At 48.6% G+C, this 26,914-nt stretch carries 24 protein-coding genes and 1 tRNA gene; 6 read left to right on the top strand and 19 right to left on the bottom strand.

Annotation, left to right across the window (positions count from 1 at the left end):
- Nucleotides 1-104: 104 nt before the first annotated feature.
- From K7B07_RS24690 to K7B07_RS24655, 8 genes are all read right to left on the bottom strand, one after another.
- Entirely contained in the window at nucleotides 105-2,330 is a 2,226-nt protein-coding gene (locus K7B07_RS24690; protein WP_223713217.1) for a sodium-translocating pyrophosphatase, read from the bottom strand.
- A 236-nt stretch (nucleotides 2,331-2,566) separates the two neighbouring features.
- Nucleotides 2,567-4,069 (bottom strand): NAD(P)H-hydrate dehydratase, encoded by a 1,503-nt coding sequence (locus tag K7B07_RS24685; protein WP_223713216.1) that lies wholly within the window; start codon nucleotides 4,067-4,069, stop codon nucleotides 2,567-2,569.
- An 84-nt stretch (nucleotides 4,070-4,153) separates the two neighbouring features.
- Entirely contained in the window at nucleotides 4,154-5,488 is a 1,335-nt protein-coding gene (locus K7B07_RS24680; protein ID WP_223713215.1) for an RAD23 family protein, read from the bottom strand.
- A gap of 9 nt (nucleotides 5,489-5,497) precedes the next feature.
- Nucleotides 5,498-6,058, bottom strand: a complete 561-nt coding sequence (locus tag K7B07_RS24675) for an RNA polymerase sigma factor (RefSeq protein WP_223713214.1) — start codon at nucleotides 6,056-6,058, stop codon at nucleotides 5,498-5,500.
- 97 nt (nucleotides 6,059-6,155) lie between these two features.
- The gene (locus tag K7B07_RS24670; RefSeq protein ID WP_223713213.1) at nucleotides 6,156-6,866 is read right to left on the bottom strand and encodes a DUF4397 domain-containing protein; all 711 of its coding nucleotides are present in this window, start codon (nucleotides 6,864-6,866) and stop codon (nucleotides 6,156-6,158) included.
- A 143-nt stretch (nucleotides 6,867-7,009) separates the two neighbouring features.
- Complete coding sequence (locus K7B07_RS24665) at nucleotides 7,010-8,638, bottom strand: sodium/sugar symporter (RefSeq protein WP_223713212.1); 1,629 nt, start codon at nucleotides 8,636-8,638, stop codon at nucleotides 7,010-7,012.
- A gap of 30 nt (nucleotides 8,639-8,668) precedes the next feature.
- Entirely contained in the window at nucleotides 8,669-9,016 is a 348-nt protein-coding gene (locus tag K7B07_RS24660; RefSeq protein ID WP_223713211.1) for a VOC family protein, read from the bottom strand.
- 82 nt (nucleotides 9,017-9,098) lie between these two features.
- Nucleotides 9,099-9,974 carry an inositol oxygenase gene (locus K7B07_RS24655; protein WP_223713210.1) on the bottom strand — a complete coding sequence of 292 codons (876 nt, stop codon included), beginning with the start codon at nucleotides 9,972-9,974 and terminating at the stop codon, nucleotides 9,099-9,101.
- 220 nt (nucleotides 9,975-10,194) lie between these two features.
- On the opposite strand from K7B07_RS24655, the gene lepA reads away from it, so the two are divergent.
- Both lepA and K7B07_RS24645 read left to right on the top strand, forming a co-directional pair.
- Entirely contained in the window at nucleotides 10,195-11,988 is a 1,794-nt protein-coding gene (gene lepA, locus K7B07_RS24650) for a translation elongation factor 4 (RefSeq protein ID WP_223713209.1), read from the top strand.
- Between the two features lie 112 nt (nucleotides 11,989-12,100).
- Nucleotides 12,101-12,763 (top strand): 2-C-methyl-D-erythritol 4-phosphate cytidylyltransferase, encoded by a 663-nt coding sequence (locus K7B07_RS24645; RefSeq protein ID WP_223713208.1) that lies wholly within the window; start codon nucleotides 12,101-12,103, stop codon nucleotides 12,761-12,763.
- On the opposite strand, the gene K7B07_RS24640 is transcribed toward K7B07_RS24645, so the two are convergent.
- The 10 genes from K7B07_RS24640 to K7B07_RS24595 form a co-directional block, all read right to left on the bottom strand.
- A complete protein-coding gene (locus K7B07_RS24640) occupies nucleotides 12,764-12,979 on the bottom strand; it encodes a hypothetical protein (protein WP_223713207.1) in 216 nt (71 codons plus the stop codon).
- A 41-nt stretch (nucleotides 12,980-13,020) separates the two neighbouring features.
- Complete coding sequence (locus K7B07_RS24635; protein WP_223713206.1) at nucleotides 13,021-14,304, bottom strand: gliding motility protein GldB-related protein; 1,284 nt, start codon at nucleotides 14,302-14,304, stop codon at nucleotides 13,021-13,023.
- Between the two features lie 129 nt (nucleotides 14,305-14,433).
- Complete coding sequence (locus K7B07_RS24630) at nucleotides 14,434-15,354, bottom strand: NADP-dependent oxidoreductase (RefSeq protein WP_223713205.1); 921 nt, start codon at nucleotides 15,352-15,354, stop codon at nucleotides 14,434-14,436.
- 118 nt (nucleotides 15,355-15,472) lie between these two features.
- Nucleotides 15,473-16,708, bottom strand: a complete 1,236-nt coding sequence (locus K7B07_RS24625; RefSeq protein ID WP_223713204.1) for an RNA polymerase sigma factor — start codon at nucleotides 16,706-16,708, stop codon at nucleotides 15,473-15,475.
- Between the two features lie 3 nt (nucleotides 16,709-16,711).
- Nucleotides 16,712-17,053: a YciI family protein gene (locus tag K7B07_RS24620; protein ID WP_223713203.1), complete on the bottom strand. Its 342-nt coding sequence runs from the start codon at nucleotides 17,051-17,053 to the stop codon at nucleotides 16,712-16,714.
- A gap of 29 nt (nucleotides 17,054-17,082) precedes the next feature.
- The gene (locus K7B07_RS24615) at nucleotides 17,083-17,544 is read right to left on the bottom strand and encodes a carboxymuconolactone decarboxylase family protein (RefSeq protein ID WP_223713202.1); all 462 of its coding nucleotides are present in this window, start codon (nucleotides 17,542-17,544) and stop codon (nucleotides 17,083-17,085) included.
- A gap of 96 nt (nucleotides 17,545-17,640) precedes the next feature.
- The gene (locus tag K7B07_RS24610; RefSeq protein ID WP_223713201.1) at nucleotides 17,641-18,558 is read right to left on the bottom strand and encodes a GNAT family N-acetyltransferase; all 918 of its coding nucleotides are present in this window, start codon (nucleotides 18,556-18,558) and stop codon (nucleotides 17,641-17,643) included.
- Between the two features lie 5 nt (nucleotides 18,559-18,563).
- The gene (locus tag K7B07_RS24605) at nucleotides 18,564-19,952 is read right to left on the bottom strand and encodes a sugar transferase (protein WP_223713200.1); all 1,389 of its coding nucleotides are present in this window, start codon (nucleotides 19,950-19,952) and stop codon (nucleotides 18,564-18,566) included.
- Nucleotides 19,952-20,929, bottom strand: coding sequence for a Gfo/Idh/MocA family protein (locus tag K7B07_RS24600; protein ID WP_223713199.1), 978 nt, complete (start codon nucleotides 20,927-20,929; stop codon nucleotides 19,952-19,954). The genes K7B07_RS24605 and K7B07_RS24600 overlap by 1 nt, the downstream gene beginning before the upstream one ends.
- Nucleotides 20,930-21,047: 118 nt before the next feature.
- Nucleotides 21,048-21,118 (bottom strand) — tRNA-Gln (locus K7B07_RS24595).
- Between the two features lie 178 nt (nucleotides 21,119-21,296).
- Here K7B07_RS24595 and mdh point away from each other — a divergent pair.
- Nucleotides 21,297-22,226, top strand: a complete 930-nt coding sequence (gene mdh, locus K7B07_RS24590; RefSeq protein WP_223713198.1) for a malate dehydrogenase — start codon at nucleotides 21,297-21,299, stop codon at nucleotides 22,224-22,226.
- 160 nt (nucleotides 22,227-22,386) lie between these two features.
- Complete coding sequence (locus tag K7B07_RS24585; protein WP_223713197.1) at nucleotides 22,387-23,484, top strand: lipase family protein; 1,098 nt, start codon at nucleotides 22,387-22,389, stop codon at nucleotides 23,482-23,484.
- Between the two features lie 88 nt (nucleotides 23,485-23,572).
- Here the strand turns inward: K7B07_RS24585 and K7B07_RS24580 are convergent, their stop codons facing one another.
- Nucleotides 23,573-24,517 (bottom strand): class I SAM-dependent methyltransferase, encoded by a 945-nt coding sequence (locus K7B07_RS24580; RefSeq protein ID WP_223713196.1) that lies wholly within the window; start codon nucleotides 24,515-24,517, stop codon nucleotides 23,573-23,575.
- Between the two features lie 35 nt (nucleotides 24,518-24,552).
- On the opposite strand from K7B07_RS24580, the gene K7B07_RS24575 reads away from it, so the two are divergent.
- Entirely contained in the window at nucleotides 24,553-25,947 is a 1,395-nt protein-coding gene (locus K7B07_RS24575) for an exonuclease domain-containing protein (protein WP_223713195.1), read from the top strand.
- Nucleotides 25,948-26,089: 142 nt separating this feature from the next.
- Complete coding sequence (locus K7B07_RS24570) at nucleotides 26,090-26,767, top strand: SGNH/GDSL hydrolase family protein (protein WP_223713194.1); 678 nt, start codon at nucleotides 26,090-26,092, stop codon at nucleotides 26,765-26,767.
- Nucleotides 26,768-26,914: the final 147 nt, after the last annotated feature.

Here is a 26,914-nt window from a genome sequence, read left to right as displayed (position 1 = left end):
TTATTTTTTTTATCCGGTGGCGGGAATTACTGAATAGCTGTGTGTAATAAAAAAGGTTGTTTCATTAGCTGAAACAACCTGTGAATATTTTTTTAGCGAAGCTGTTATTTTGATACGCTGTACTGCGCGGCGATCTTGCCGGATACAGCAGGAGTCTTTGCCATTTCCTGTTTTACAGGGACCGGCTCCTTGCTTACATTGCCTTCTACCTGTGCAAGCGTCGGAGCAATTACCAGCGATACGATCGACATCAGCTTGATGAGGATGTTCATCGAAGGACCGGAAGTATCCTTGAACGGATCACCAACGGTATCTCCGGTTACAGAAGCTTTGTGCGGATCTGATTTTTTATGGAACATTTCGCCATTGATCTCAACTCCTTTTTCAAATGATTTCTTGGCATTGTCCCAGGCACCACCGGAATTGTTCTGGAACATTCCGAGTAATACGCCGGAAACTGTTGCTCCGGCAAGGAAGCCACCCAGCGCTTCTGCACCAAAGCTGGGTAAAAAGCCGATGATGATGGGCGAAACGATCGCGATAGCACCCGGCACCACCATTTTCTTAAGAGAGGCCTCTGTGGAAATGGCCACACATTTATCATATTCGGGTGTTCCGGTTCCTTCCATGATACCGGGAATGGTACGGAACTGTCTCCTTACTTCTTCCACCATGGCCATGGCTGCTTCGCCTACGGCGCGGATGGCCAGTGCGGAGAAGATGAACGGGATCATGGCGCCCAGGAACAGGCTGGCCAGCACATTGGCCTTATAAATATCAATTCCCTTGATCCCTGCAACACCTACAAACGCGGCAAACAGGGCCAGGGCGGTCAATGCCGCAGAGGCAATGGCAAATCCTTTACCGGTAGCAGCTGTGGTATTTCCCACAGCGTCCAGCACATCTGTTTTTTCACGTACTTCCTTGGGAAGCTCGCTCATTTCTGCAATGCCCCCGGCATTGTCTGCGATAGGACCAAACGCATCAATGGCCAGCTGCATGGCGGTGGTTGCCATCATGGCTGCCGCTGCGATGGAAACACCATAAAGACCGGCACATTTATAAGAAGCAACGATGCCCGCAGCCAGCACCAGTATGGGCAGGAAAGTGGATTCCATTCCCACTGCCAGTCCGCCGATCACATTTGTGGCATGGCCCGTTGATGATTTCTTGATGATGGAGTTCACCGGACGTTTGTCCATGGCCGTATAGTATTCCGTGATGATCGTCATCAGCGCCCCAACAGCCAGTCCTACAACGATAGCACCCAGTACGCCGGTCTTTGAGAATACAAAACCGCGGAGCTCCATTTGATCCGGAAGGATCCAGTATACCAGGCCCGCGGATGCCAGTGCGGTAAGGATGATGGAGCCCCAGTTGCCCATGTTCAATGCTTTCTGAACGGTTTGGGTACTGATGCCGGCGCTTTCACTGATTTTTACAAAGAACGTTCCCATGATCGAAAATAAGATACCGATACCGGCGATCAGCATGGGCAATACCACGGGGGAATAACCTCCAAGGAAGTCGGCGCCATCGGCAATATCGATCTGTTGTCCCAGCACTATAGTGGCCAGCACGGTAGCAACATAGGACCCGAACAGGTCGGCACCCATACCGGCTACGTCACCAACATTATCACCTACATTGTCTGCAATGGTGGCCGGGTTGCGGGGATCATCTTCAGGTATGCCTTTCTCTACCTTACCCACAAGGTCAGCACCTACATCGGCCGCTTTTGTATAGATACCGCCACCCACACGTGCAAATAATGCAATGGATTCAGCACCCAGTGAGAACCCGGTAAGCACCTCGATAGTGGTCAGCATTTCAGCTGAATTGAGGTCCGCTTCCGGCGCAAAAAAATGTTTAAGGATAATATAAAGCCCACCCAGTCCCAGCACAGCCAGACCGGCAACGCCAACGCCCATAACGGCGCCGCCTCCGAAAGACACATTAAGGGCTTTGCGGAGACTTGTCCGGGCCGCATTGGCGGTACGCACATTCGCGAACGTTGCGGCACGCATACCGATATAACCCGCCACAGCACTTAATACAGCGCCAATGACAAAGGAAATGGAGATCATCCAGTGGGAGTGGGGGTTGGCATTGGCCAGCACGCCCAGCAAAATAGCAACGATAATAACAAAATATCCAAGTATTTTCCATTCGGCTTTTAAAAAGGCCATGGCGCCCTCAGCAATATGATCGCTGATTTCTTTCATCCTTGGTGTTCCTGCATCCTGTTTAACAACCCATCGAAATTTTATTAAAGTGTAAATAAGACCGATAACGGCCATAAGAGGTACTAGATAGATCAGATGTTGCATATAAATTTTTCTATATTAATATATAATGCATAAGCAAGGCTGCAAATATAAGTGTTGCATTCAAAACCATTAATGTTATTTTTAATGCGGTTTCGGGGTTCATGAAGGGGTCATAGACAGCATATTTAAATCGATTGCATTGTGCAGCTAAAATATTAAAAAATATCCGGTATTGTATGACAATTGCCGGAATTCCGTGGTGTATGACTGGTGGGTATTCATTGTTCAGTGATGTATTATTGTAATGCCTGGAATGCTTTTCCAAGATGCTCAATGATATCGGAAGCCAGCATGGCTTCCATTCCGTGAGAGGACGCAGCAAGATCTCCGGCCAGCCCGTGAAGGAACACGCCCATAAGCGCCGCATCTTTCGATGTATAGCCCTGGGCCAGCAATCCGGTAAGGATTCCTGTAAGCACATCGCCGCTGCCGCCCTTGGCCATACCGGCATTTCCCGTAATATTGAAATAACCGGTGCCATCCGGCAGTGCTACCAATGTATGATGCCCTTTTAAAATTATTACAACATTCAATTCCATGGATTTAGAGCAAGCTACCTCTATTTTTTTAAAATCATCTTCAAAATTCCCGAACAGCCGGCTGAATTCTTTGGGATGCGGTGTCAGGATGCTTTCCGATGGAATAAGATTCAGAAGATTCCCGTCTTCAGAAAGAATATTCAATGCATCGGCATCTAATACCATGGGGTGCGTGCCCTGCTCGAAAAGCTCCCGCAGCAGGGATTTTGTTTTCGGCTCCGTGCCAATGCCCGGACCAATACCGGTTGCAGAAAATTTATCCGGTTCGTAACTGATGGCCGAAACAACCGAAGGGTCGGGATCGGGGAAGACCATGGCTTCGGGCGCGGCTGTCTGCATAACCAAAACACTTTCCCCGGGTACATGCGCACTTACCAGTCCGGCTCCTGTTTTCAGGCAGGCCCGTGTACTCAGCACAGCGGCTCCGGTTTTTCCATAGCTGCCTGCTACAATCAGCGCATGTCCGAATGTTCCCTTGTGGGCAAAGGCGCTGCGCGGGCGATAGAGACGCCGGGCCACAGGTTGATTGATGATATAATAGGGCGTATCGACCAGCTCCGGAAAAGAAGGGTGCAGGTTGATATCCATCAGCTGTACTTGTCCGAAAGCGGGTTCGTTTTCTGCCAGCAGGAACGCCAGTTTGAGTACCTGGAAGGTAAGCGTGTGCCGGGCCCTGATAACCGTATTGTTGCGGGAAGACTGATCACAAAACAATCCGCTGGGAATATCAACAGCCACAATCGGTGCCGTGCGTTCATTCAAATAGGTCACCAGCCGGGCTGCCAGTCCGTTCAGCGGCCGGTTGAGCCCGGTTCCGAAAAGCGCATCAATAATAATACAGCCCTCCGGTACCAGGGGGAAATCGGTTTCCGAGCGGAGGCGGTAAACCGGTATGGCAGACAGATGCTGAAGGATATTGAAATTGGAGCGGTAGTCGTCCGATCCCTTTGCCGCCGTTTCCAATATGAATACGTTCACAGATCTTCCGGCGTTGTACAATAACCGGGCAATCGCCAGTCCGTCGCCGCCATTGTTACCTTTTCCGCAAAAGATATAATAACTGTCGGCAAGCGTATTTGTTACCAGCCAGCGCGTGCAGGCATTTGCCGCACGTTCCATCAGTTCTAATGAAACCACGGGTTCCTGCCGGATGGTATACTCATCCCATTGCCGTATCTGTGCTGCGTTCAGTAATTTCATGGATGCTTCTAAAGATAGGAATCTTTAAAGAAAAATGCAGGGCCCAGGGCCCCGCATTTTTTATAATAACTAAACAACAAGATCCTAAAAATCAAACTTCAGCCGGATGCCCACGCCTGTATAATTGAGTTTTTGATCGGATACGCTTTTCATGGGGATCTTAAGGAACGGCTCTATTGCCACATTATTCTTCGAAGATACCCGCTGTTTGTATCCCATCGACACATTATAAAACCCGAGGAACGGTGTTTTTTCCTTGCCGGAGGCTTCGGGGGCCGCATCACTGGTGGAATATTCCACCACCCGCATGTTTTTGTCTTCTTTAAGAAGACCCTGGCTGTTCTCTACCTGTACCCGCTGGTTGGTGCTGGTTACATAGGTGTACTGGGCATTGTCCTTTATAACCACCAGGCCGGATACCCCTGCACTGGCATAGAGTTTTTTTGAAATATTATAGCTGATATCCACCGGGATGTCGAAACCGCTCACGGCTCCTTTTACGGCTTCCAGCTGGGGCTGGGAGGTAGTGTTGCTGTTACTGAGCAGACCTCTTGCTGCAAACAGGCCATCTGCTACAGGGCTGTTCAGGGAAGCGGGAGGCGGTGAGGCTGCCACATCAAAGTCGCGGGAGGCGGTCAGTTTGTTGTGAGCGATCCCCGTACTGATCCGGATCTTATCGTTGATGGCATAGCCCAGTGAAGCTCCGTACCCCATGTTCACGTTGGTTTCTCCGAATGTGGGCGAAAGAAACAGACCCAGCGACCATCTTTTTGAGCGGCCGGATTCTTTCTGTTCGCTGTTCCGGGCGAGTACGGGATCACGGGTGACGGGCATTGCCTGTCGTGGTGGTTGTGTTGCCTCTTCAGTAATGATCCGGTTTTCCCAGAAATGAACCGGCGCTGACGGTTTGGGCGCGGCAGGCTTGCCGGCCACCGGAGGTGCCGGGGTAGGAATCAATGGTGCAGTACCCGGAACGGTTGCCGGGTAAAGAACCGGTGCTCCGATTGTATTACCGGCGGAAGGTGTTGTTACAGATAAATTATAATTGTCCGGATCGTTTTTTTCAGTTGAGGAATAATATTCTTTAACGGGTGCCGTTTCGGGCAGCTGTTGCTGTGGTGTTATACTGCTGTCATCTGAGGGCCGGGTGTTTTGGGGTTGTGACACAGGTGCCTGTACCACATTGCCGGCCGGCGGTGCAGCTTTAAAGTTGATAAAATAAAAAGCTGCAAAGCATACCCCCGTAAGGATGGCCGCTGCTGCGGCCCATTTCCAGATGGAAACCACGGGCGCGGTCCTCGAAGGGGAGGGTTTCAGGTGTTGCCCGGCAAAATCTTCCCAGGCGCCCTCCCGGTACCCCTCCTCGTGATGGTGCAATACCTCTTTTATATGTTTAAAAAAATCATCCTGTTCTTCCATGACTTTTTATTAAAAATGTTTTATATAAAGCGCTTTTAATTTATTCTTGGCCCGCGAAAGATATACCCGGCATACGTTCTCTGAGATCTGCAGCAACCGGGATATTTCTTCATGACTGAATCCTTCTATTTCGTATAAATTAAAAACGGTTTTCTGTACTTCCGGCAGCTGGTCCAGGAGCGACATAATATCCTTTACCTCGCTGGTATAGACTCCGGAAGGTTGTTGTTCCGGAAAATGGTTTTCGGATGGTTCCTCCTGTAAAAAATTCATTTTCTTTTTTCTCAGGAAATCAATGGCTGTTCTTGAAGCGATCTTTGCGACCCAGCCTTTGAACGATTGTCCGATATCCGGCGAATACCCTGGTGCTTTAAATGTATTCAGGTTATTGAAAATCTTCACAAAGGAATCATTTACGAGCTCTTCCATCACGTGATAATCATTTACATAACGCCGCACCACGCCTTTAATAAAGCCATAATAGCCTTTGTAAAGCGCTTCTTTGTGGGGTACTGAGTCTTGTTCACATTTTTTCAGCACCAGTTCCAGCTCGGCGTCCTGTATTCCCAAATCTCCTTTATGTTTTACTCTTTTTAAATATAGCAAAAATCAGCCAACCTGTTTTTAACTACAGCGGCTGATTTTTATGGAATGATTATGGGATATACTAATAATAATAATGCGCCATAGCTTCAACAATGAGTTTGCCGTTGGTAGTGTTCATTGATTTAAAACCTGTTGTCCAAATAGTATATTGATTTCCGCTATATAAATTTTTTACTTCAGATGTGGCCAGAACAGTGGAGGTGCCTGCTGCCCGCGCTTCAAATTTTACATCCCGCACCGATTTAAAGCTGATGAACGGGCTGGTACCCTTGTAGCGGATATTCTTTGCTACGGGGGTGGTATTGCCCTGCTGGTAAAGATCAATGGCACCGGCATCCGGACTCATATTGGCAAAACGGAGCAGTACCGAATCGCCCTGGGGTTTCATCACACTGTCGCGTACCAGTACGGCGTCCATTTTCCGGAGGGTGTCCACAATAAAGATCGAATACCGTTTTTTGGCTTCAAATGTGATGTTTTTAGAGAACAGGCTGTCTGCATCGCCTCTGTTGAACACATATAGTTTGCGCTCTCCGGAATAAACCCGGGTGTAATTGGTGCGGTAAGTATAGTAAAATTCATTAAGGAGCCAGCGCTGGGTACCCTGGAACTGGATGTCCAGTGGCATTCCCAGGGGCGCGGCATTCACAATGCTCACCGCTGCGGCGTTCTGAAATTCGGGGCTGTCATAATAGTTGTCACGGTCTTTTAAACAGGAACTCAGTGAAAGAATGACCACAAACAGAAAGCCTACTAAGGAAACCTTTTTCATTATTTAAAAAATTTAGATACGAATGTTGTTCTGTTAATGGTAACGCAGGGGCAGGCAGAAACGCAACAGCCGGTTATAAAAATTTCCGGCCGCCGCCGCAGCAGCCTGCAAAAAAGACCATTAAATTGTTTGGGATCAAGCCATTACCAGAAAACGGTGTAAAGCGCCGCCAATATGCCGCAGATCAGCACGGAGCCGATCACAAAGCCGGGAGATACCCGGAACATCCGGCGGTCTACCTGGATAGGCGCAGTTCCCGGACCCTTTCCCGCTGCCAGGCTGATACCGATCATCAGCAATGCCACCCCGAAAAAGGTGATCGTCATCCGGTCGAGGAACGGATAGTCCGGAAATCCGCCATTGGTCCAGCCGGGAAGGAATTTCAGCAACACCGAAAACGGTATGGTGAACAGCGCCCCTGCCAGTGCGGCGGTTGCGGTTGTACGTTTCCAGAACATGCCCAGCAGGAAGATGGCCAGCACACCCGGTGAGAAAAATCCCACGTATTCCTGGATGAACTGATAGGCCTGGTCCAGCGATTTTAAGGCAGGGGTTACAAGGGCTGCCATCAGCAGGGCGCCGATCACCGCCCATCGCCCCACACGTACGAGTGTGCGCTCGGAAGCTTCTTTATTGACGAATTTTTTATAAATATCAAGGGAAAAAATGGTGGAGATGCTGTTGGCCTTTCCGGCGAGCGAGGCTACAATGGCTGCTGTAAGCGCAGCAAAAGCCACCCCTTTCAACCCTGCGGGCAGCAGGTTCATCAGGGTGGGATACGCATGATCCGGTTTTACGGCGCCTGCAGCATCCGTCATCTCAGCCTGGAACATCCCGTTCTTATGCAATACAAACATCGTGATGCCCGGAAGCACGGCAATGATCGGTATAAGTAATTTGAGAAATGCGGCAAAGAGGATGCCTTTGCGCGCCGTTTTCAGGTCGGCGCCGAGGGCTCTTTGCACAATGTACTGGTTGCATCCCCAATAGGCCAGGTTATTGATCAGCATACCGCCGATGAGCACCGACATCCCCGGCAGCTCCTGGTAGTGCGGGTTATCTTTTTTAAAGATCATATGAAAATGGCCCGGTACCTCTTTTCTTAATACTCCCAGTCCTTTCCAGATATCGCCATTAAAACCAAACCGGTCCGCCAGCAGTGAAAGCGCCAGGTAGGTGGTGATGAGGCCACCGATGATCAATACGATCACCTGGATCACATCGGTGTAGCCGATCACTTTCATTCCGCCGAGGGTAACGATAACAGAAAACAGGCTGAGCCCGATGATACAGGCTTCAAAGCTCAGGTTGCTGATGGAGGAGATGGCCAGTGCTCCCAGGTAAATAATGGAGGTAAGGTTTACAAATACATAAACCAGCAGCCAGAAAATGGCCATAATGGTACTCACCTTATCGTTGTAACGCACCGAAAGAAACTGCGGCATGGTAAAGATCCTGTTCTTTAGATATACCGGTATAATAAAGACCGCAACAATGATCAGTGTGGCGGCTGCCATCCATTCATAGGAGGAAATGGCCAGTCCCAATGCAAAGCCCGACCCGCTCATGCCGATGAAATGCTCCGCCGAAATATTGGAGGCGATAAGGGAAGCACCAATGGCCCACCAGGTAAGGGAGCCTTCCGCAAGAAAGAATTCCTTTGAATTGATGGTCTCCGATTTTTTACGGCGGTAGATATAATATCCGTAGGCTGCAACAACAAGAAAATAGATAAAGAAAACAATATAATCTGCGGTCTGTAGTTTGTGCATCGGGTCAATGGTTTGATAAGGGTAGTAAGATCAGGTTTGAACCACGCAGAAGGAATTGCCCTCCGGGTCGGTCAGCACCACATAATCGGCATCGGCTTCATACTGCCAGCCGGTCATGCGCCGGGCACCCAGTTTCAGCAGGCGTTCCACTTCCTGCTCCTGATTGATGGTAAAGAGATCCAGGTGATGTCTTTTGGGTTTGTGTGATGTGGTAAGTTTCAGCGATAGCTGCACGCCGTTTCCACTTTTGGGAATGAGCATGGCCCAATCACTTTCGGGGGCTCTTTTCAGACGGTAATTTAATGCTTTGCTCCAGAAATCAACGGCGCGCGCAATATCTTTCACGCCCCATACAATCGCTCCTATTTTTATGGACATACAATCGTTTTTCCAAGAGTTGAACAAGTCTGACGGCCTAAAAAAATCCGCTGGTTTATGCAGCGGATGGTATCCCGTCGTGTCAGAATTTTAAGGTCCGGGGAAGATAGCTGTCTACAAGATTTTCATAGTAGGGGCGTAAGTTCTCCCAAACTGGCGGCTCCGGGTTTTTGGAATAAAGGTCATAAGGATTAAAGATCTTTACCCATTTCAGCATCTTTTTATCATGATCATCTGTTAAGTATTCATAAGCCCCTTCCCGGTGCCAGGCATAGAAGGAATGGTAGCGCAGCATGTACAATCCTTCTTCGGGTAAATGATCTTTCATGATCTGGTAAATATATTCATCATGTCCCCAGGACATGTTCACATTCCGGAGCCCGCAGCCGGCTTCATATACACCCAGCTTGGACTGGTATTTCGGATTGTCGTAGTCGGGATTGTCCTTAAAGAATTCGGGGTAAACGATCTTATCGGAATAGGCGCATCCCACCGGGAAGGTGTCACCTACCACGGCCCATTGGGGCTCGCCGAAAAGGCAGAGCACTTTTCCCATATCGTGCATAAGCCCTGTAAGCACCATCCAGTCGGGATGCCCGTCCCTGCGGATGGCCTCGGAGGTCTGTAACAGGTGCTGGAACTGATCAAGGTCGGTATCCGGGTCGGAATCATCCACCAGTTGGTTCAGAAAGTCAAAGGCATCCCAAACCGTCATTTCCTTCCGGTTGAACCTTAAAAAATCCGCCTGTTTCTTCATCACAAAATCATGGGTCTGAAAAGTATGGTTCAGCCGGTAGAATTCTTTTACCGTTGCCCGCTGGGGATCTTCATAATTGCGGTATTCATCGGTGCTTTTTGAGGCGGCAATGGCTTCAGGGTCGGGGTATCTTCTTAATAAATCATCTTCCCATTCGTCAAGACTGTCCAGCGGAGCATTGTTTACATTTGTTGTACTCATGATGGCGGTTTATAAATTTAAAGATCCGAATCGTTTAGTCCTTCTAAACTAGGTAATTTATTTCAAATCTGTTGTTTAAATCTGGCATTTTACCCGGGGCGGGGCATAATTTTAACAGAATTCGGCCGCGCTGCCGTCCTGCTGCCGGGCTTCCGAAATCCCCTGCCGGAATTCGCCTGAAAAGCGTACCTTTGCAGCCCCTGAAAATGAGGGTATAAGCATGAAGAATATACGGAATTTTTGTATTATAGCGCATATTGATCACGGTAAAAGTACCCTGGCAGACAGGCTGTTACAGTCTACCAATACCATCAGCGACCGGGAGATGAAGGACCAGGTGCTGGACGATATGGACCTGGAGCGGGAAAAAGGGATCACTATTAAAAGTCACGCCATCCAGATCAATTACCGGTCTAAGGCAGGGGAGGATTATGTGCTGAACCTGATCGACACCCCCGGTCACGTAGACTTTAGTTATGAGGTGAGCCGTGCACTGGCCGCCTGCGAAGGCGCACTGCTGCTGGTGGATGCCACCCAGGGGATCCAGGCGCAAACCATCAGCAACCTGTACCTGGCCATCGACAACGACCTGGAGATCATCCCGGTGATCAATAAGATCGATATGGACGGGGCTATGATCGATGAGGTGAGGGACCAGATCATCGACCTGATCGGCTGTAAACCGGAGGATATCCTGCTGGCCAGCGGAAGGACCGGACTGGGTATTGATGAAGTGCTGGAAGCGATCGTGGAGAAGATACCTGCTCCCAAAGGTGATCCTGAAGCGCCACTGCAGGCGCTGATCTTTGACAGTGTGTTCAACAGCTTCCGCGGTATTATTGTTTATTACCGGATCCTGAACGGGGCACTGAGAAAAGGCGATAAGGTAAAATTTGTAAGTACCGGGCAGGAATATGAGGCGGATGAGATCGGGATCCTGAAGCTGAAAATGACCGAGCGCAACGAAGTGCGTGCCGGCGATGTGGGTTATATCATTACCGGTATTAAGAATGCCAAAGAGGTAAAAGTAGGGGATACCATCACGCTGGCAAGCAATACCAGCCCTGTTGCGATTAAAGGGTTTGAAGAAGTAAAGCCGATGGTCTTTGCCGGTATTTATCCGGTGAATACGGATGAGTTTGAGGAGCTGCGGGATTGTATGGAGAAGCTGCAGCTGAATGATGCCTCACTGACCTTTGAGCTGGAGACCTCGCAGGCATTGGGATTTGGCTTCCGTTGCGGGTTCCTGGGAATGCTGCACATGGAGATTATCCAGGAACGGCTGGAGCGGGAGTTTAAGCAAACCGTGATTACCACGGTACCCAACGTAAGTTTTATTGCTTATACCACTAAAGGAGAAAAGATCGTTGTAAACAATCCTACCGAATTCCCGGATCCGGTAAAAACCGACCGGATCGAAGAGCCATTCATAAAGGCGCAGATCATTACCAAACCGGATTACATCGGTAATATCATGACCCTGTGCCTGGGCAAACGCGGCATCCTCATCAACCAGAGTTATCTTACCACTTCAAGGGTGGAGCTGATCTTTGAAATGCCGCTGACGGAGATCGTATTTGATTTTTATGATAAACTGAAATCCCAGACACGGGGCTATGCGTCTTTCGACTACCATCCGCTGGGATACCGGGACAGCGATATCGTAAAAATGGATATCCTGCTGAATAACGAAAAGGTGGATGCACTGAGCGCCCTGATCCACCGCGGACGGGCCCATGATTTCGGAAGAAAACTCTGTGAAAAGCTGAAGGAGTTACTGCCGCGTCAGCAATTCCAGATCGCCATACAGGCAGCGATCGGTGCCAAGATCGTGGCCCGGGAAAATATCTCCGCTATGCGGAAAGATGTTACGGCAAAATGTTACGGAGGTGATATCAGCCGTAAACGCAAACTTCTTGAAAAACAAAAGGAAGGGAAAAAGCGGATGCGCCAGATCGGTAATGTGGAAGTGCCGCAGGAAGCATTCCTGGCGGTGCTGAAACTGGATGATTAGATGAAATGCTATCAGCTTTGGTCTCCAGCAGGCATCTTTGTAGCATGATTTCAAAGGGCTAATAGCTGATTACTGACAGCTCATTGCTAATAACAGGAAACAACGAACAGGAATGAAAAAAACAGCAGTCATTGTAGCAGGAGGAACAGGTGTGCGAATGGGAACGGAACTACCCAAACAGTTTTTATTGCTGAAGAACAAACCCCTGTTGTATTATACGATCGATACATTTTTAAAAACCTACGAGGACCTGGACATCGTGCTGGTATTGCCCGAGGCCTATACGGATATGGGCCAGGAAATTATCGATGCCTATTTTGATAAGGACCGGGTACGTCTTACCATTGGTGGTGTCACCCGTTTTGAATCGGTAAAAAACGGGCTGCAACTGATAGACGAAGAAGCGATCATTTTTGTACACGACGCCGTACGCTGCCTGGTCTCATCCGGATTGATCCGGCGCTGTTATGAGCAGGCGGTTGAAACCGGCAGCGCCATACCGGTGGTACCTTCCAGCGACAGTGTGCGGTTGCTTACTGAAGACGGCAGTGATGCGCTGGAGCGCGATAAGATCGTGCTGGTACAGACCCCGCAGGTATTTCACAGCAAAATACTGATCCCCGCATTTTCTATCGGACAGAAGGAGAAATTCACCGATGAAGCTTCCGTGGTGGAGGCATTTGGTATGAAAGTATCGCTGGTAGAAGGCGAGAAGAACAATATCAAGATCACACATCCCGTGGATCTGGCAGTGGCCGCGCAATTACTTACCTGACTACTGCTGATGGATCTGGAACAGCCAGGCCATTAACAACAACCCTCCGCTCAGGGTGGCGGCAATGCTGAGAAATAACAGCAATCCCAGACTGATGATCCCCAGCCAGGTTTCTGCTGCCAGCAACCAGGCATTGATGCGGCGGTACAGGTAAATACCCGTAAATAACATCAGTGGAAATACGCAAAGTGTGATCAATAACTGGATACCGGACATGATCAGCCGATTGTTTAGTACAACATGAAGTTATTTAAAATTTACATACCGGCCAGTTTTTCCTCCCAGCCGCTCTGCTTCAGGAACTGCCGGTAGTCGCGGATGTGCAGCATGTCATAAATTGCTTTCTTTTTGTCGCCGGCCTTTTCATAAAATGATTTGCAGATCTGGTAGCCGATCCAGTAGCCCTGATCCGGCGGATTGTCCGGCGACGATGTTTTGGAGTTGGCGATCCAGTTGCTGTACCGGCTTTGGTACATGTCTTTTTCAAACCGGGACCAGATAGCTTTCTCTTTTCCTTTTGCCCAGCGGAAAACTTCAGGGTTGGCCGAATCACCACTGATCAGTTCGCCTATAAAATCAGCCATACCCTCAACGATCACCGAGCGCAGGGTGGTGGTGTCATTGTTGTTCATACCTTCCTGCTGAAAATGAATGGCTTCATGCGCAATGATGTTGGGCAGGTAGCTGATCTTGTTCATCCGGGTCTTTAAGCGGTCGCTCAGTTCCTCCGTGCGGGTGCTGTCTGTTTTGCAGATCTGGTTGATACCGATCAGGAGACCATTCCTGGTAACCGTACCTGCCGAGGTAAAAGCACCGATGACAAAATAAACATCCGGGAATTTTGCTTCGGGGTAAAGCGCTTTCAGTTTTTTAAACGAAGCCAGGAAATCCTGTTTGAAGGCATCCGATTTGAAGGTGGCGGCCCTTATGGAATGATAAAATGCCGGTGCGGAGCGGATATGCGTGATGAAGTCATCGATGCTGTTCACTTTATAGGCCATATAATCTTCCATTCCTGAACTGGCACTATCGAAATAAAGCTGCTGAAATATCCGGGTATAATTTGCAGTATCATGGCTGGCAGCGTCATACGCCCTCCAGAAACGATGGATGTCATCGGTCCTGAACATTGTTTTTTCCGGGTCGTCGTTCAATGGTCTGGCTTTTGGAATACCGGCCAACAGGTGGTTCCATTCCGGTTGTTGATGAAGTGCGAGGAGGTCTTTGTCGTTCTCTATATGGTCCTTGTCGTTGTATCCCAGACCAACCGCCTGCTTGAGTGCATTGAAGGCACTGTCTGCATTTCCGGAAAGCGCCAGCGCATTGGCCAGGTTGTAATACAGGTCGGCTTTTTTTATTTTAAAATCTGCAAGATCAATCGCGGTTGTATAACCGGCAGCGGCTTCGGCATATTTTTTAAGCCGGAAAAGACTATCCGCCGCCTCCTGCGCTGATCTTACGGAAGTCGTGGTCTGGGCGGCGGCACTGCAATAAGTGAACAACAGCAAAAAGAAGCCGGTCCTTTTTATCAATAAACTCATACGCTTTTTTGTAATTTTTCAAACGATTATTATAAAACACCATAATCCCCAATGTACACGTTACCCGGGTGCTGTGCCGCATTTTCAACACTTTCAGCTCTGCCGGTAGAAGTGGGTACAGGAAAGGTGTCAGGGGTTCAGCAACAGTTTCCCGGTGCGGTGCCCGTTTTTCATAGCAAGAAGGGCTTCCTTTGCATCGGATAGCACATATACTTTTTCTACGGTTACTTTCAGCCGGCCTTCCGCAAGCTGTTGCATCACTTTTTCCAGGCGTCCGGCATTGGGTCCCCCGAAAATCATTTTTGCCTGTACTTCATACTGAGCGGCTTTTTCTTTTGAAGGTGGTTGCACGAGGCTGATCAGCCGGCCTCCTTTTTTGAGTATGATAAATGAGTCTTCCTGGGTTTTGCCACCAACGGTGTCCAGTACCAGGTCGGCATCTTTGATCAATGTTGTAAAATCCTGCGTGGTGTAATCAATAAAAACGTCGGCCCCCAACGCTTTGATGCGCGCTTCGTTTTTTCCGGAAGCGGTAGCAGTAACATGGGCTCCTGCCGCTTTTGCCAGCTGCACTGCCATAGCACCGATACCACCGGACGCGCCGTGAATGACAATTTTTTCCCCTGCTTTTAATCCACCTTCATCAAGGATGGCCTTTGAAGCGGTTAGCGCTGCCACCGGAGCAGCGGCCGCGGTTTCAAAGGAAACAGCCGCTGGCTTTACTACCACATCGGTTTGTTTTACCACAGCATATTCGGCATAACAGCCGCCAAATGTTCCAAGGTTGCCGCATACCGCGTCACCGGGCTTAAAGCCGGTAACCCCTTCGCCGGTAGCTTCAACAATGCCCGAAAGCTCGGAGCCCAGTACCACGGGTAGCTGAACGCCCGCCTCTTTCCCAAATACTTCCACTACCTTCCGGTCATAGGGGTTTACAGCAGCGAATACCACTTTTATGAGAAGCTCGCCGGCCTGCGGCTGGGGCACCGGTAACTCTTTAAATTGCAGGTTATCGATACTTCCGAATTGTTCAAGGACGATTGCTTTCATCTTTTTATGTTTATTGATCCGTTCCGGCAATGCAGAAAGTACATCCGCACCTTCAGCAACAGCATTTCACCGTACGCTATCCTACGGAAAATTGCCGCGATCGGATCTGCGGACTAAGTTAGGATATCTCTTTCAGTTCGCTTATTTTTTTCTGGATCAGCTGCCGGTCGTTTTCCGACCGGGCCAGGTCTTTGGCCGTTTGTAAAAGTGTCCGCGCTTTGGTGGGATCAGTGTGCTCATAAAGTTTACCCAGCAATACAAAATAAAAATGATTGTCGGTGAGGTTCAGCTTTTCGGCTTCGGTGATGGCTTCTTCAACGCTGTTGGCTTTGGCCAGCGCGTAGGTACGGTTCAGCGCAGCTACAGGCGTGTATTCCAGCATCAGGAGCTTATTATACAGCTGAAGAATCGCCTCCCATTTTTCTTTGGTGTCTTCGGAATGTGTATGCCAGTAGGCTATGCCGGCCTCCAGATGGAATTTGCTGATCTGGTTTCCGCTGGCCGAATTGTTCATATAATAAAGTCCTTTTTCGATCAGCTCCTTGTTCCAGAGCCGGGTATCCTGGTCTTCATAAAGAATGATTTCCCCATTGCTGTTCGTTCTTGCGTCAAAACGGGAGGCATGAAAGCACATAAGTGCCATGATTGCATTGGTGGCCGGAGTGTTGGTGAGCGTGTTCTCAAGCAATAGTAATGTGAGGCGCATGGCTTCCATGCAACAGTCTTTCTTGAGGGGATGGTGCCCTGAAACGGAGTAATACCCTTCATTGAACAAAAGGTACAGCGTGGTCAGCACGGCTTCCTGACGGTCTTCCACCATTAGAACAGAAGGTGGCGCAATCGGGATGTTTTCTTCCCGGAGCTTTTCTTTAGCGCGTTTGAGGCGTTTGTAAATCGTTTCCTTATTGGTCAGAAAAGCATCGCCGATCTCCTGCACACCAAAACCGCAAAGGAGATTTAAGGCAAGGGCAATCTGTGCTTCTTTTGAAACAGCCGGATGACAGACCGTAAAGATCATGGCAAGCTGGCTATCGGCAATAGCGGAGTTAGACAGATCGATATCCGTTTCGAAATCCGCCGGTTGCTTTTTCAGATCTTCGGTAATCTTTTTTTCAAAAAGGTTATGACGTTTCAGATAATTGCGTGTCTTGTTTTTAGCCACCGTATAAAGCCAGGCCACGGGATTTTCAGGAACTCCCTTTATGCCCCAAAGTTCTGTAGCGGTTAGAAAGGTGTCGCTTACAATGTCTTCCGCCACTTCGATATAATCAATTCCAAAATGATTACAGAGTACAGCAATGATCTTGCTGTACTCTGTACGGAATAAATGGGGGAGGAGGTAGGCCTGTTCCATGAGTTACATTACACTGATTTCACGTACTTCCACAGAACCGCCGATCTCATAAACCGGGCATCCCTTGGCAATTTCGGCTGCTTCATCAAGGGAGGCGGTCTTTATCACGATATAACCTCCCAGACTTTCTTTTATTTCACAAAAAGGGCCGTCGGTTATTACGCTGCCGGGCCGGATCACTTTTCCTCCGCTCTCCAGGCGGTTGCCCCGGTCGGCCAGCTTGTTTTGTGCGGCAATCCCGCCGATCCAGTCCATCCATTTCTTTGTCATCGATTGCAGTTCCTGTGGGGAGCGCTTGGCATATTCAACATAATCTGCACGGAACAGAAATAAAAAATCTTTCATAAATGTGGTTTTTAATTTTTATGTATTGTTTAAGCAAACTGACCCACTTTGTAAGTACCCACAGGTGCACCAAAGGCAATGTTAAAACGATTGTAGGTATTAATCGTTGTCACGGCCAGGGTCAGGTCCACCAACTCCTTTTCGGAAAAATGTTCTTTTGCCTTATCATAAATATCGTCTGGTACCAACGTGCTGCTCAGCTTGGTCAGTGCTTCGGCCCAGGCCAGCGCCGCCCTTTCTTTGTCGCTGTAAAAAGGGGCTTCCCTCCAGGCATCCATTACATACAGACGCTGTTCGGTTTCACCCGCAGCCCGGAGATCTTTTGAGTGCATATCCAGACAAAAGGCACAGCCGTTGATCTGTGATACACGGTAGTAGATCAGGTGCAGCAACTGCTGATCGAGAGTGGTTTGTTTCAGGTACTTTCCTACGGGGTACAAGGCTGTCAATGCATCTTTTCCTGCTTCAGTGAATTTAATTCTTTGTTCCATTGTTTCATTTTTTTGTCCCGCTGCGCGGAACCGGTTATTAAATGTTTTATACCTCCATAACAACCGGGGTGTATGAAATTGGACAACCTCTCAAAATTATTTTTTAAAAATTTTGAGAGGCCATTTAAGTCGGTTCCACTTTACAAAATAATAGGGCTCAGGATGAGCGCCGAATTTTTTATAGAACGCTGCGATCCCGGGGATCGTACTCCCTTCAAAATCAAGGATAAGACCCGAGCCGGCAAATTCGCGGATGAGCTGGTCATATAAGAAATAGTTGGCATTCAGCTTTCTTCCTTCAGGTGGTGTGGCGGAACAAAGATTGTAGATCCGCTGCCGGTCGATAAAAAAAAGACTGGTGGCAACAGGTCTTCCTTCCGTTATGATTACCTGCCGGGTAAAACAATTTCCTGTTTTTTTCATGGCGGCGGCAAGCACTTCCAGTTGATGATAAGCGGCATCTTCCAGTCCCATCCGTTGCTGGTAAAGTTGCCGGTACTGGTCAATGGCAGCTGCCGTGTCTGTTTGCTGGATATATTTAAGTTGATTTTTGGAAGCCGGACGGAGGCTGTTGTCAGTAAGACTTCGTGAGTAACGGCTCCGGATCTCCGGGTAGGGGTTGTTGAGCGGCAGGATATAATTATCCTTTTCAGCGGGCGCATCTGAGCCGGTGCCGGTATTCAGGAATATCTCGGCAAATGAAAAAAGATGTGCCGCATGATAAAGGAAATCCTCCGCAACAGCAGGAGAAAGCGGCCGGGCCGAGTACAGTCCCAATTGTTGGGTGAACCGGGGCTGAGCGAGGTAGGAGATGCCATATTTTTTTTTAACAGGCAGGGGCATTACTACCGAATAGTCGGCGTTGATCAGGGCGCTCCAGCCGGGCGAAAGATGATCCAGCCAGTTGCTGAGGGCATAGATGCGGTACTGTGCACTGTTTTTTATAAAAGCGTCCCAGCGGGTCGTATCGATCTCCGCCCGTTTAAAGAACCGGATAGTGGAAAGCGTGTTCAAAATGTTTATTTTCCTTTGCCCTGAAGAATGATCCGAAAAGTATGCAATAAAATTTTAAGGTCCAACAGGAGCGAAATGTTTTCGATGTACATCAGGTCAAACTGGTTGCGTTCGATCATCTCTTCAAGGTTTTCGGCATAGCCAAACTGTACCATTCCCCAACTGGTAAGACCGGGCCGCGCCTTTAGTACATATTTATAGGTGGGAAAATGCTGAACGATCTGGTCGATAAAATAGGCCCGTTCCGGCCGGGGGCCGACAAGGCTCATATCGCCTTTCAGGATATTCCATAGCTGCGGCAGTTCATCCAGACGCCATTTGCGCATGACCTTTCCCCACCTGGTGATCCGGGGATCATTCCTGGACGACAGCAACGGTACACCGGTTTCCGCGCCGGTATACATCGACCGGAATTTATAAAGCGTAAACGGCCGGCCTTTATAGCCGATCCGTTCCTGTTTAAAAATGACAGGTCCCGGGCTGCTGAAACGTACACGCAGGGCCACAAACAGGTAGAGCGGGGATAAGAACAATAAACCGCCTGCTGCACAGCCCACATCCAGTACCCGTTTTATATTCGATTGCCAGTTGCTGAGCAGGGTATTGGGAATATTTACAAGCCCGCCACCCATTACATTGCCTGCTTTAACCGAGCCGGAAAGGATGTCAAGCGTTTTTGGGATCAGGTTGATCGCCACATCTTTTTCACTGAGCCGGGCCAGCAGGTCCTCCACAGGCAGGGAAAAGGTCTGGGCATTGTTAATGACCACCATTTTTATCGAATGCTGCCGGATGACGGTTTCGAGCTCTGTAAGCGAGCCCAGCCGGGGCAACTCCACATCCTGAACGTTGGCGGGAGGAGCAAGCTCTATATAACCTGCATAATGAAAAGCGGTGTCCGACAGCCCTTTTCCGGTGGTGGTCAGCACATCATTTACTGCGGAACCATCGCTGATAAGGAGGGTATTAAAAATAACCGTCCGGTCCTTTATCTGGCGTTTTACAACCCGGAGGATCAGCCAGCGGAAAAAAAAAGTGATGCCGCAATGCAGCACGACCAGGCGGAACAGCAGGTGGATGATACCGATATACAGGTGATACTTTAATTCGGGAAAAATAAATATAAGTGCGGCGCTTCCGATAAGGGAGCAGAGCAGGGTGACCAAGAATTCTTCGGTCCTTGATTTTTCATAGAGGTTCCGGTAGCTGCCGGCCAGGGTGAACAACATCAGCCAGAGTACAGGAACGATAAACAGGGTAACGATCCAGTCCTGCGCACCCAGGTTCTCGGGTCCCCTGCGCAGCAGACTGATGAAGATCAGCCAGGAGAGTGTCGCCCCTGTATAATCCGCCAGCAGGTACCAGGAAGAAGAAATGCGTTTAGAATCTCCCACTAATTTTTGATTGTATTATTGCCGATTTTTTCCAGTATCTGGTGTGCGACATCCATGGCTTTCAGTCCGTCTATTTCCGATACTACCGTTTGAGTATTGTTCAGGATGGCATCGCGGAATTCCTCCAGCTCTTTTTTAATGGCATTCACTTCCGGTACCGCGGGGTTGGCCATGGCGATGGTCTTTTTGCCACCGCCGGGTGTGTCGATATCAAATGCAAAAACATTGGCATCGGTTGCTTCCTTCAGTTTAATGATCTCGGTCTTTTTATTGAGGAAGTCAATGCCTATATAAGCATCTTTCTGGAACAGCCGCATTTTGCGCATCTTTTTCATGGAGATCCGGCTGGAAGTCAGGTTGGCGACACAACCGTTGTCAAATTCGATCCGCACGTTTGCAATGTCAGGCGTTTCGGTAAGTACGGCCACACCACTTGCAGAGATCCGTTTTACATCGCTTTTTACGATACTGAGGATGATGTCGATATCATGGATCATCAGGTCGAGGATCACGCTCACCTCTGTACCACGCGGGTTGAACTGTGCCAGCCGGTGTACCTCTATGAACATGGGTTTTAAGGTTACTTCCTTTAATGCAAGAAAAGCAGGATTGAACCGCTCCACATGACCCACCTGCAGTTTGATATTGGACTCCTTGGCCAGTTTCACCAGTTCCCGCGCTTCATCCATGGTATCCGCAAACGGTTTTTCTACAAATACATGGCGGCCCAGTTTAATGGCTTTTTCACACCACTGGTAATGGAAGGTGGTAGGTGTTACAATATCAATGGCATCGCAAAGCGCTAAAAAAGCGTCTGCATCAAAAAAGCGTTTGATGTTATATTTTTCAATAACCTCTCTGGCGGTATCTTCATTCGGATCGTAGAAGCCGACCACTTCAACGCCTTCGATCTCCAGCCAGTTATTCAGATGAAATTTCCCCAAATGGCCTACGCCAACAATCCCTATTTTTAGCATATGTGATTTTGAACTTTCAAAGATAATTAATGCTTTGTATATGTAGCTATATGTTATAGGCCTTCGAAATGCCGCATACGCATAAAAAAAGAAGCGCTGATCCAGCGCTTCTTTTTTGTTGACCCATAAGGATTCGAACCTTAACTGACTGAACCAAAATCAGTAGTGCTACCGTTACACCATGGGTCAATCACACCCTGTTTGATTTTGGGATTGCAAAAATAAGGAATTGGTTTTTTGTAACAATGAGTTTTGATATATTTTTTTGGATTTTTTTATTTTAAGAACGGATTTTAAACGGGCGTTGGTTTATTGAAACTTAATAGGTTAAATTTGTTTCTATTCAATTCATCTTTAAAACGATTATATGAAAGTTACTGTAGTAGGTGCCGGAGCAGTTGGAGCTACCTGTGCTGACAATATTGCCAGAAAAGAGTTAGCGTCCGAACTGGTGCTGTTGGATATCAAAGAAGGAGTGGCCGAGGGCAAATCCATCGATATGATGCAGACCGCAGCATTGCTGGGATTTGATACCAAGATCAAGGGCGTTACCAATGATTATGCGGCTACCGAACATTCCGATGTGGTGGTGATCACTTCCGGACTTCCGCGCAAGCCCGGTATGACACGCGAAGAGCTGATTGGCGTGAATGCCGGAATTGTCAAAAGTGTTACCGAAAATATTTTAAAATACTCTCCCGATACCATCATTATTGTGGTGTCCAATCCGATGGATACCATGAACTACCTGACCCTTCAAACCTCCGGGCTTCCCAAGAACCGGATCCTGGGAATGGGCGGAGCACTGGATTCGGCGCGTTTCCGGTATTACCTCAGTCAGGAGCTGGGCTGCTCACCGGCAGATCTGAATGCCGTGGTGATCGGCGGGCACGGTGATACAACCATGATCCCGCTGATCCGTCACGCCACCTGGAACAGCACACCGGTGACGAATTTTTTAACAAAGGAGCAGCAGGATAAGATCGTGGCAGATACAATGGTGGGTGGTGCCACACTTACAAAACTGATCGGAACATCCGCCTGGTATGCCCCCGGTGCAGGAACGGCCGCTATGGTGGAAAGCATCCTGCGGGATGAAAAGAAACTGATCTCCTGTGGTGTGGCCCTGGAAGGGGAATACGGACAAAAAGATATTTCGCTGGTAGTGCCGGTGATCATCGGCCGTAGCGGATGGGAGCGGATCATCGATTTCAAATTGTCGGAAGAAGAGCAGGCTGCCTTTAATAAAAGCGCGGACGCCGTGCGGAATATGAATGACGTGCTGAAAACCCTTTAGCAGGTGATTGTATAAACGATCCCGGCCTGGTGCCGGGATTTTTTTATATAACTGTGATCCGGTTGCCGATAACCCGGATCAATAATTCCGGGAAGGGCGGTGCCGGTACCCCGTTTTATTTTACGATCGGCTAATTTTGTTCTGAATCAAAAGGAATGATATGCAGTTACGTATAAGACTTTTTGTATTGGCCCTGGTAATGGTACAGGCCATTTCCGCACAGGAATTTCAGCCGGTATTTGACGGAAAAGAATATACGGCATTTCTTTCCATGATGCATTTTGAAAGCAGCATCCCGGATAAGGCCCGGCGGGAAAAAGAACAGGACCCTTATAAACTGGTTTACAAATCGCCGGAGATGGGTATGAAAAACCTCTGGTGGCTGTATACCAACGCCTACAACCAGGCCGTGATCGTGATCCGGGGAACGGTGGGAGATAAGGCCAGCTGGCTGGAGAATTATTATTGTCCGATGATTCCGGCCACCGGTTCCCTGCAGCTGGATGCCACAACAAAATTTGATTATAAGCTGGCAGAAAGCAACGAGGCCTATGTACACGCCGGCTGGACCATCGGAATGGCCTACCTGGTGCGGGATATGGTGCCCCATATAAAGGAGCTGTATCAGAAAGGAGTGCGCGATTTTTTTATTTTCGGGCACAGCCAGGGGGGCGTGCTGAGCTACCTGGTGAGCTCTTATCTTTATTACCAGCGACAGGCCGGTGCGCTGCCACAGGACATCCGCTTCAAGACCTACACCAGCGCAGCACCCAAGCCGGGCAATATGCAGTATGCCTATGATTTTGATTTTATCAACAAAGGTGGCTGGGCCTATTCTGTGGTGAACGCGGCGGACTGGGTGCCCGAAACGCCCTACAGCATTCAGCGGGTTTCGGACATGAACCGGTTGAACCCGATCATACACATTCCGGATGACCTGAAAAAGCAGAAATTCTTCCTGCGCCTGGTGGGCAATCTTTATTATGGAAAGTTGAATCGCAAAACAAGAAAGGCGCAGCGCTCTTATACCAATATCCTGGGACATAAATTGTATAAACTGGCGATAAAAAAAGTACTGCCGGGGTTAAAAGAACCGCAGTATATGCCCTCCATGAGTTATATGCGGGCAGGTACACCGGTTGTCCTGCTGCCTGACGCGGAGTATTATAAAAAGTACGGCACGGACGGAAAAGACAAATTTGCCCATCATCACCTGGAGCCCTATCTCTATCTGTTACAGAAACAATACGGGAAGTGATCCGTTTGCCGGTGAGCGATGAATGGTGAAAAGACCTGCTCAATTCTCAATTCTGAATTCTGAGATCTGATATCTGATTGCGGAGCGTTTACTTCTCTATCTTATAACACCATCGGAACAATTTTCCCTCAAAATCAAATGGAGTCGTGGTTTTGGTGATGTCCTTTATCTTGTCCGTTTGCAATTTACCGGCATCCAGAACAAATTTCCGGGCATTGGTACTGAAATACAATGTGCCTCCCGGACTTAGCAACCGCAGGCATTCATTGATCAGCAAAACATGGTCGCGCTGAATGTCTAAAACGGTATCAGTTTTTTTGCTGTTGCTGAAGGTAGGCGGATCCAGCACGATGATATCATAAGATCCGGTGGCCGCCTGCCTGATAAATTGTAGTGCATCTGCCTGCACAAAAGTGTATCCCCGCCGTGTAAAGTCATTCAACTGCATGTTCCGTTCCGCCCACCGGGTATAGGTGCCTGAAAGGTCCACAGTAGTGATCAGCGCCGCCCCACCTGCTGCTGCATAAACAGAAAACGACCCGGTATAGGCAAAAAGGTTCAATACCCGCTGCCGATCGCTCTGCTCCTGCACCAGCTTACGTGTGATGCGGTGGTCCAGGAAAAGTCCTGTATCCAGGTAGTCTTCGAGGTTTACAATAAATTTTAAACCGTTCTCCTGCACGGTGATCTCATTACGGGTTTGGTCGGTCTTTTGGTACTGACCCTGGCGGCCGGCCTTCCGCTGGCGGAGCTTGGTATGGATGTTCGTTTCGGGGATACCCGTTACTGTTGCAACAACCGTTATAGTTTGTGTCATCCATTGCTGGTGCTGGTGTTCCTCCATGCCGTGCCGCCGTTTGTATTCCGCGATATAGATATAATTTTCATACCGTTCAATGCAAACCGGAAACTCCGGCAGATCATGATCGTAGATACGGTAACAACTAACCCCCTGTTTTTGAGCCTGTTTGGAAAGATGCCGGTAAACCTTGGTCAGCCGGTTGCGGAACATGATAAATTTTTCCTCGTTCAAATTTGATTTTTTTGCGAAATTAGCCTTTTACAGGAATGCAATATGCAATTGTTGATATTGAAACAACCGGTTCTTATGCGGCAGCCAGCGGCATAACGGAGATTTCCATCCAGGTGCTGGATGCGGAAGGTACGGTTCTGGAACGCTTTGAAAGCCTGGTAAACCCGGTACACAGCATCCCCGGGTATATACAGGCGCTCACGGGTATCAGTAATGAAATGGTGGAAGATGCGCCTTTATTTGAAGGGATCGCAGCACAGGTGTATGAACTGCTGCACGACAGGATTTTTGTAGCACACAGTGTCAATTTCGATTATTCATTTGTAAAAAGCCAGCTGGCTGCATGCGGGTATGAATTGGTCAGCAACAAACTCTGTACCGTTCGGCTGAGCCGTAAATTGCTGCCGGGACACGCCTCTTATGGTCTGGGCCGTCTTTGTGAAGCACTTGGAATACGGCATTACAATAAACACCGGGCCGGCGGAGATATGGATGCCACCGTTGCGTTGTTCCAGCTCCTGCTGCAAAAAGATACCGAAGGCCATATCGTCAAAAGCCTTCGAAAAACATCCAAGGAGCAGGTATTGCCCCCCAATGTACCCAAGTCCGACTTTGACCAGCTGCCCTATACCCCCGGGGTTTATTATTTTCATGATGATAAGGGAAAGATCGTATATGTGGGCAAGGCAAAGAACATCCGTTACCGGGTAAGCAGCCATTTCAGCAATAACTCCACCAGCCGGCAAAAGCAGAATTTTATGCGCCACGTGTACCGCATCAGTTTTGAAGAATGTGGTACCGAGCTGATGGCGGCAGTAAAAGAATCGACCGAAATCAGGCGGCTCTGGCCACGGTTCAACGCTTCGCAGAAACGAAGGGAAGAATTGTATGGGATTATTTCTTATGAAGACCAGAACGGGTATCTGCGGCTTTGTGTAGACCGGATGACCCGGGGCAGGACCCTGCTCAGCTCTTACCATCAGATCGAGAACGCCAGGGCTTCGCTCCGGCAGCTGGTGCACGATTATGCTTTATGTCCGCGGCTGTGTTTTATTGAGGCCCCTTTGTATGATGAAGCATTGCACCGGCAGCAATGCAGGGGCGCCTGCGAAAAAGAAGAAAGGCCCGAAGATTATAACGGGCGGGTGCTGGAAGCCATCAGGCACCTGAACGAACAGCCCTCCTTTGCAATTGTAGACAGCGGCATTCACCAGGATGAACGGTCCTGCATCCTCGTATGGAAGGGAAGCTTTTACGGTATGGGATTTATTTCAGATACGATACCGATCGAGCAGCCGGATCAACTCCGTGAATCTATAACACCTTATAAAGAAAACAGTACCATTACGAATATGCTGTTTGCCTATGCCAAAAGATACCCTTCTAAAATTATCCGGTTCGAATCACTGAACTTGACCGAATGTCAGTAATTTTATGCCCGGTTTTTTAAACGAGGTCCCAGATGACAAAAGACGATGTGTGAAACGATGACGTGTGCAATGCCTTCTTTTACTTTTGCCGCTTGCCCTCTAACGCTGTATGCTTTTATTAATAGTATAAAATATAATGAAAATGATGGTGAAAAAAACAGCAGTGCTGCTGCCTGTGTTATTATTGTTGCTCGCGTTCCAGCCGGTTAAGAAAAAGAAGGTGATCTTTTTTGGTGATTCCATTACCCAGCAGGGTGCGGCGCCAGGCGGGTATATCACGCGGATCGATAGTATGAGCAAGGTTGAGCACCTGGCGGACCAGTTTGAATTTGTGGGAAAAGGGATCGGGGGAAACAAGGTGTATGACCTTTTCCTGCGGTTTCAGCCCGATGTGCTGGACCAAAAGCCGGATATAGTCCTGGTATATGTAGGTATCAATGATGTGTGGCACAAAACATCCTCGGGAACGGGAACCGATTTTGATAAGTTTGGTAAATTTTACGATGCTATCATTTCCACATTGAAGAAACAGGGCATTCAGCCGGTGGTATGCACGCCTTCGGTAATTGGCGAACGGAATGATTTCTCCAATCAACAGGATGGGGATCTGAACCAGTATGCTAAATGGATCCGGGAGTATGCGGCCAAAAATGAAGTGCCCCTGGTGGATCTTCGCAAAATATTCCTGGATTACCTGCAGCAGAATAACCCTGAGAATAACGAAAAAGGCATCCTCACGGTTGACCGTGTACACCTCAATGCAAAAGGCAATCAGCTTGTAGCTGATGCGATGTGGAAGGTGATCAAGACATTGAAGTAATTAAGCTGTTTTTTAACCGCAAAGATTGCGAAGGCCGCAAAGGGTAGGGGAACATAACAGACCGTACAAAAAAACCTTGCGTCCCTTTCCGTTCTTTGCGGTTTATAATTTAACCGCAAAGGCCGTAAAGGAATAGGACAAGATTGA

This window comes from Niabella beijingensis (assembly GCF_020034665.1).
Lineage (GTDB): Bacteria > Bacteroidota > Bacteroidia > Chitinophagales > Chitinophagaceae > Niabella > Niabella beijingensis.
Note: the sequence above shows the minus strand (reverse complement) of the source record. Positions and strands in the feature narration are given on the sequence as shown.

Bases quoted from the DNA above. Each gene is read 5' to 3' on its own strand.
- K7B07_RS24665 (WP_223713212.1), bottom strand. From the start codon at position 8,638: ATGCACAAACTACAGACCGCAGATTATATTGTTTTCTTTATCTATTTT.
- K7B07_RS24685 (WP_223713216.1), bottom strand. From the start codon at position 4,069: ATGAAATTACTGAACGCAGCACAGATACGGCAATGGGATGAGTATACC.
- K7B07_RS24680 (WP_223713215.1), bottom strand. From the start codon at position 5,488: ATGGAAGAACAGGATGATTTTTTTAAACATATAAAAGAGGTATTGCAC.
- K7B07_RS24630 (WP_223713205.1), bottom strand. From the start codon at position 15,354: ATGAAAGCAATCGTCCTTGAACAATTCGGAAGTATCGATAACCTGCAA.
- K7B07_RS24620 (WP_223713203.1), bottom strand. From the start codon at position 17,053: ATGAAAGATTTTTTATTTCTGTTCCGTGCAGATTATGTTGAATATGCC.
- K7B07_RS24635 (WP_223713206.1), bottom strand. From the start codon at position 14,304: ATGAGTTTATTGATAAAAAGGACCGGCTTCTTTTTGCTGTTGTTCACT.
- K7B07_RS24640 (WP_223713207.1), bottom strand. From the start codon at position 12,979: ATGTCCGGTATCCAGTTATTGATCACACTTTGCGTATTTCCACTGATG.
- lepA (WP_223713209.1), top strand. From the start codon at position 10,195: ATGAAGAATATACGGAATTTTTGTATTATAGCGCATATTGATCACGGT.
- K7B07_RS24690 (WP_223713217.1), bottom strand. From the start codon at position 2,330: ATGCAACATCTGATCTATCTAGTACCTCTTATGGCCGTTATCGGTCTT.
- K7B07_RS24585 (WP_223713197.1), top strand. From the start codon at position 22,387: ATGCAGTTACGTATAAGACTTTTTGTATTGGCCCTGGTAATGGTACAG.
- K7B07_RS24660 (WP_223713211.1), bottom strand. From the start codon at position 9,016: ATGTCCATAAAAATAGGAGCGATTGTATGGGGCGTGAAAGATATTGCG.
- K7B07_RS24575 (WP_223713195.1), top strand. From the start codon at position 24,553: ATGCAATATGCAATTGTTGATATTGAAACAACCGGTTCTTATGCGGCA.
- K7B07_RS24570 (WP_223713194.1), top strand. From the start codon at position 26,090: ATGATGGTGAAAAAAACAGCAGTGCTGCTGCCTGTGTTATTATTGTTG.
- K7B07_RS24600 (WP_223713199.1), bottom strand. From the start codon at position 20,929: ATGCTAAAAATAGGGATTGTTGGCGTAGGCCATTTGGGGAAATTTCAT.
- K7B07_RS24670 (WP_223713213.1), bottom strand. From the start codon at position 6,866: ATGAAAAAGGTTTCCTTAGTAGGCTTTCTGTTTGTGGTCATTCTTTCA.
- mdh (WP_223713198.1), top strand. From the start codon at position 21,297: ATGAAAGTTACTGTAGTAGGTGCCGGAGCAGTTGGAGCTACCTGTGCT.
- K7B07_RS24645 (WP_223713208.1), top strand. From the start codon at position 12,101: ATGAAAAAAACAGCAGTCATTGTAGCAGGAGGAACAGGTGTGCGAATG.
- K7B07_RS24655 (WP_223713210.1), bottom strand. From the start codon at position 9,974: ATGAGTACAACAAATGTAAACAATGCTCCGCTGGACAGTCTTGACGAA.
- K7B07_RS24625 (WP_223713204.1), bottom strand. From the start codon at position 16,708: ATGGAACAGGCCTACCTCCTCCCCCATTTATTCCGTACAGAGTACAGC.
- K7B07_RS24615 (WP_223713202.1), bottom strand. From the start codon at position 17,544: ATGGAACAAAGAATTAAATTCACTGAAGCAGGAAAAGATGCATTGACA.